This is a genomic window from Anaerolineae bacterium, from assembly GCA_016931895.1.
GTDB lineage: Bacteria > Chloroflexota > Anaerolineae > 4572-78 > J111 > JAFGNV01.
On record JAFGDY010000164.1, the window covers coordinates 1 to 4290 of the forward strand.

A 4290-nucleotide genomic window follows, 5' to 3' on the forward strand; every position below is an offset into this window, starting at 1 on the left:
ATTTTTGTGTGTTCATAGCCAAATTCTCTACCCAAGGGCGGTTCTGCGCAACTCGCAGCCCGCCCATTTTTTATTCTAAATTCAAGTCCAATATTATGGAGAAATTTCAGGTTCAAGTTGGCCGGGTCCCATTGAACTTGACCTGGCTAAACTTGGAGGTCAACCTGACATAAGCGTGGAGGAACGTTTTAACCTCTTCAAATCAGACGACACAGAATATTTTATTGTTACTGAATTTGAAGCGTATGAAGCGCAACCGGCGCTGAAACAATTTTTGGTTCAACATTTTCCAATACTTGTGCAAAATGAGGATTATCTTATTTTTGATTTGAGAGAAAGATGATAAATTGGCTGGAGCAACATAATAAACTTATCCTGATAATTGCCCTATTTGTTGGTGCCGGCCTGCGCTGGCTGCAAATAAGTGGATCTAGTTTTTGGTATGATGAAGCGTTTAGCGTCCTTATTGCTCGCTTGAGTCCAGGCCAAATTTGGGATAATGTCGTCATTGCTTCCATTCACCCTCCTGGTTACTACTTGCTGTTACATTTTTGGCTTTCCCTGGGGCAGAGTGAAGCCGCCATTCGGACCTTGTCGGCCTTATTCAGCCTGGGCGCTATTCCCCTGGTTTATGGTTTGGGATGTTGGCTGTTTAATCGAGCCACCGGCGCATTGGCCGCCCTGGGGTTAGCCCTATGCCCTTTTCAGGTTTACTTTGCCCAGGAGGCCCGGATGTATGGCCTGGTTGTTTTTTTATCAGTGGCCCTGACCTGGATTTTTCTCTATGCGGTTACCGTCAAAGGAAAATGGTTCATCTGGCTGGGATATATTCTGGTGGCGGTTCTGGGACTTTATGCGCATTATTTTTTTGTTTTTTTACTGATCGGCCTGCATCTCTGGTTATTGTTTGACCTGACCCGGCTACGCAGCGTCATTTGGCGTTTGGTATTGGCTGACAGCCTGGTAGCGTTATTTTTTCTACCGCAGGTCAACCAGGCCCTAAACAATACCGGCGCTTATTTGGTCGGGGGTAGAGCCTGGCAAACCACGCCACACCTCCTGTCTCCTTTAACCACCGTTTTTTATCTGGTCTTTGCGCACCGGAGTCCTGTTTGGCTGGCACCCATCGGTTTATTCTTAACGTTGGCCGCCTTGTTGTTAATATTTTGGGATGGTCGCCGTCGGGCAAGGTTAGAACGGTATAATGAACTGGCTCTTTGGTTTAGCCTGTTGGCGCCTATCGTCATTGTTTTAGTTATTTCGTGGTTAATCAAGCCTATTTACCTGGAACGTTCCTTTGCTATTGCCTCGCCTGCCCTCATTTTATTGTTAGCCCGTGGAGTTACGGCAGCTCCCAAAGGCTCGCCCACGCCTTACCTGGTGATTGTCTTGGTTTTTACCTTTATCATCACCCTGGCGGCAAACGTGGTCACCCCTGACCCGGCTAAACCACCCATCCGAGAAGCCGCGCAGATGGTTGAGACCGGTTTTATGGAGGGCGATGTTAGTCTTCACCTCCAAGATGCTTCTTGCATACCGGCCTTATGGTATACGCCGGAGATACCGCATTGGTTGGCCGACCAGGGCAATGACTGGGCGTTGCCTGAGGACCATCGTCTTTTTGGCGGCGATGTAGTTGAATGGCAAACAGCCGTAACCGGCGCAAATCGCCTCTGGTTAACGGTCATGCCGGGTTACAACGGCCCGGAACAGGAGGCCGTTCACCAGGCCATAGAAGCGGCCTATCCCCGTTTGTCCGTGAAAGATTGGGGCGAAATCCAACTCTACCTGTATAACCTGCGAGGCGTTAAGTGAAACGTCAAAAAAAATGGTTGACGCCCACCTTTGTGGTGGTCATTGTTTGCCTGCTCTATGTTTTGGGCGTCCTCATTTGGAATGATGGCGATCCGATGGCTTTTGTTTTGTTGGGCACTCGTTTTAGTCATGCCGACCCCCTGGGCAGCGAAGGTTATGACGGCCAATTTGCCTATCAAATCGCCCTCCATCCGTTGGAGGCTGCGCCTTATCTGGATAAACCGGCTTATCGTTACCAGCGTATTTTGTATCCGTTGACGGCGCGATTATTAGCTTTTGGTCAACCGGCCCTAATTCCCTGGACGTTGATTTTGGTCAACATTCTCGCCATTGGTTTAGGGACTTGGGTGACGGAGTTATTGTTAATAGATTTTCGGGTCAGTCGTTGGTACGCTCTGGTTTATGGGATGTATGGAGGTCAGCTATTGGCCTTACGCGCCGATTTGAATGAACCGTTAGCTTATGCCCTGGTTATGGTAGCCATGTTGGCCTGGGCCAAAGAGCGGCGCGCCTGGGCCATTGCGGCTTTTGGCCTGGCGGCGTTGGGCAAAGAGACCACTTTGATTTTTCTGGCGGCTTATATCCTCTACACGTTCCAAAAGGGTCAATGGAAATGGGTTATTGGTTTAGGTTTGGCGGCGCTGCCGTTTTTGGCTTATCAACTGTTGCTGTGGGCCTGGCTGGGCAGTTTTGGCGTAGGCTCCGGCGGCGCAGGGGCGACGCCGTTCAGCCTGATTCCCCTGGGCGGCTGGCTGGCCATTGCCACCGTCAGCATCCCCGCTTTTCTCATCGTCTCATTGGTTGTAGCGCCGATGTCAATTTTTCCCGGCCTGGCCGGTATTTGGCTGAGCGTGAGGCGTCTGGGGCAGGGTGAGGTACATCCATTCATCTATAGCTTGTTGCTCAATAGTCTGGTAGTGTTGTTTCTGCCGGCCTCGACCTTTCGTGAACCGGCTGCGATGGTACGGTTGACAATGGGTCTGGTGCCGGCAATGCTGCTCTATGCCGCGTTGGCTCGTTCCCGGCGTATTCTGAACTATAGTTACTTTTGGATAGCCACGAACGTGTTATTATTAAAAGGTGTACCGGGGATGGGTTGAAAATAGTTGTCTAATTTCATCATTGCAGTTTGATGGCTCTATCCCCCAAAAATGGGGGTTGAAACCAAACCTGGATTTTACTATACTACTATCGGACCTGGCTCTAAATTTGTTTGAAAGAAATCATCAAGTTCCTTGAAAGAAACTGTCAGGTTCTTGGGAAGAAAAAAATTTTTCTTTGAAAGAACTTGAGTAGTCCCTGGAGAGAAATTGACCTTTTTTGTTTTTCAACTGGAGAAAATGGGTAAAATTAATTTCCATTATCGGGCCGCGACCTCAATTTATCAAAGCTGCTCCGGTCAGCCGGGTTTGGCGGCAAGAGCATACCGAAGTGTTGGTGCATACGGGCCAGCACTACAATGATGATATGTCGGCAATTTTTTTTCGGCAGTTGGCCAACCCCGAACCGGATTATAGTAGAGTTGTTCCCTAATAAATCTGTGGAGTAGCCCTCCCCCAACCCCTCCCAAAGGGAGGGGCATTTTATCCCTCCCACTTTGGGGGAGGTTAGGTGGGGGCACATCCCGTAAGTGCAAGGCCGCTGTACCTCTTAATTAAGGAAAAACTCTAGTCTTGAGGTGGGTTCAGGCCCGCAGGGATGGCAAACCGGCCAGATGTTAGCCCGGATTGAAGAAGTGTTGTTAAATGAAAAGCCCGAGGCTGGTATTTGGGAATGGTGATGCGGCGGAGAAGATAGTGAGTGTGTTGAAGAGGCAACTGGTGTGTTGAAAGATAAACGTATCGGGGTGGTTGTACCGGCTTATAATGAAGAAAAACTCATCGGGCGAGTAATAGAAACGATGCCCGATTTTGTTGATCATATTTATGTGATTGATGATTGTAGTGGTGATGCAACCTGCGAGCGGGTAAATTCTTATTTAACGCAACCCTCTATGAATGAACGTTTGGAGTTGATCCGTCATCCGGTTAATCGAGGCGTGGGCGCAGCCATTGTTACGGGTTACCAAAAAGCAGCCGAAGCCGGCATGGATATGGTGGCGGTGATGGCCGGCGATGCTCAGATGGACCCAGCGGAATTGAGAAAAGTGGTGGAGCCGGTTGTTGAGAATAGGGCAGACTATGTTAAAGGTAATCGCCTTTTCACTGGCGAAGCCTGGCAGTTGATTCCCAGGCGTCGTTATCTCGGCAATGGATTTCTCTCGTTAATGACCAAAATCGCCTCCGGTTACTGGCATGTGGCAGATTCACAAACCGGCTATACGGCCATTTCAAGTGAGGCTATTCGGTTATTACCTTTACAAAAACTCTATCCCCGTTATGGTTATCCCAATCATTTATTAGTGATGTTGAATATTTTTGATCAGCGTGTTCAGGATGTCCCCATCCGGCCAATATATAACATTGGCGAGAAGTC

Annotated in this window: 4 protein-coding genes; all 4 read left to right on the forward strand. The window is 49.0% G+C overall.

Annotated elements, in window-relative coordinates; translation table 11 throughout:
• The first annotated feature begins 339 nt into the window (after nt 1-339).
• Complete coding sequence (locus JW953_12650) at nt 340-1815, forward strand: glycosyltransferase family 39 protein (protein ID MBN1993541.1); 1476 nt, start codon at nt 340-342, stop codon at nt 1813-1815.
• Nucleotides 1812-2915 carry a hypothetical protein gene (locus JW953_12655; GenBank protein MBN1993542.1) on the forward strand — a complete coding sequence of 368 codons (1104 nt, stop codon included), beginning with the start codon at nt 1812-1814 and terminating at the stop codon, nt 2913-2915. Before JW953_12650 ends, JW953_12655 begins: the two co-directional genes overlap by 4 nt.
• A 220-nt stretch (nt 2916-3135) precedes the next feature.
• The gene (locus JW953_12660; GenBank protein ID MBN1993543.1) at nt 3136-3348 is read left to right on the forward strand and encodes a hypothetical protein; all 213 of its coding nucleotides are present in this window, start codon (nt 3136-3138) and stop codon (nt 3346-3348) included.
• Nucleotides 3349-3637: 289 nt separating this feature from the next.
• On the forward strand, nt 3638-4290 hold a 653-nt coding region (locus tag JW953_12665), incomplete at its 3' end, for a glycosyltransferase family 2 protein (protein ID MBN1993544.1).

What these genes read in the sequence shown, in the direction of transcription:
- JW953_12650 (MBN1993541.1), top strand. Translation starts at nt 340, where the DNA reads ATGATAAATTGGCTGGAGCAACATAATAAACTTATCCTGATAATTGCC.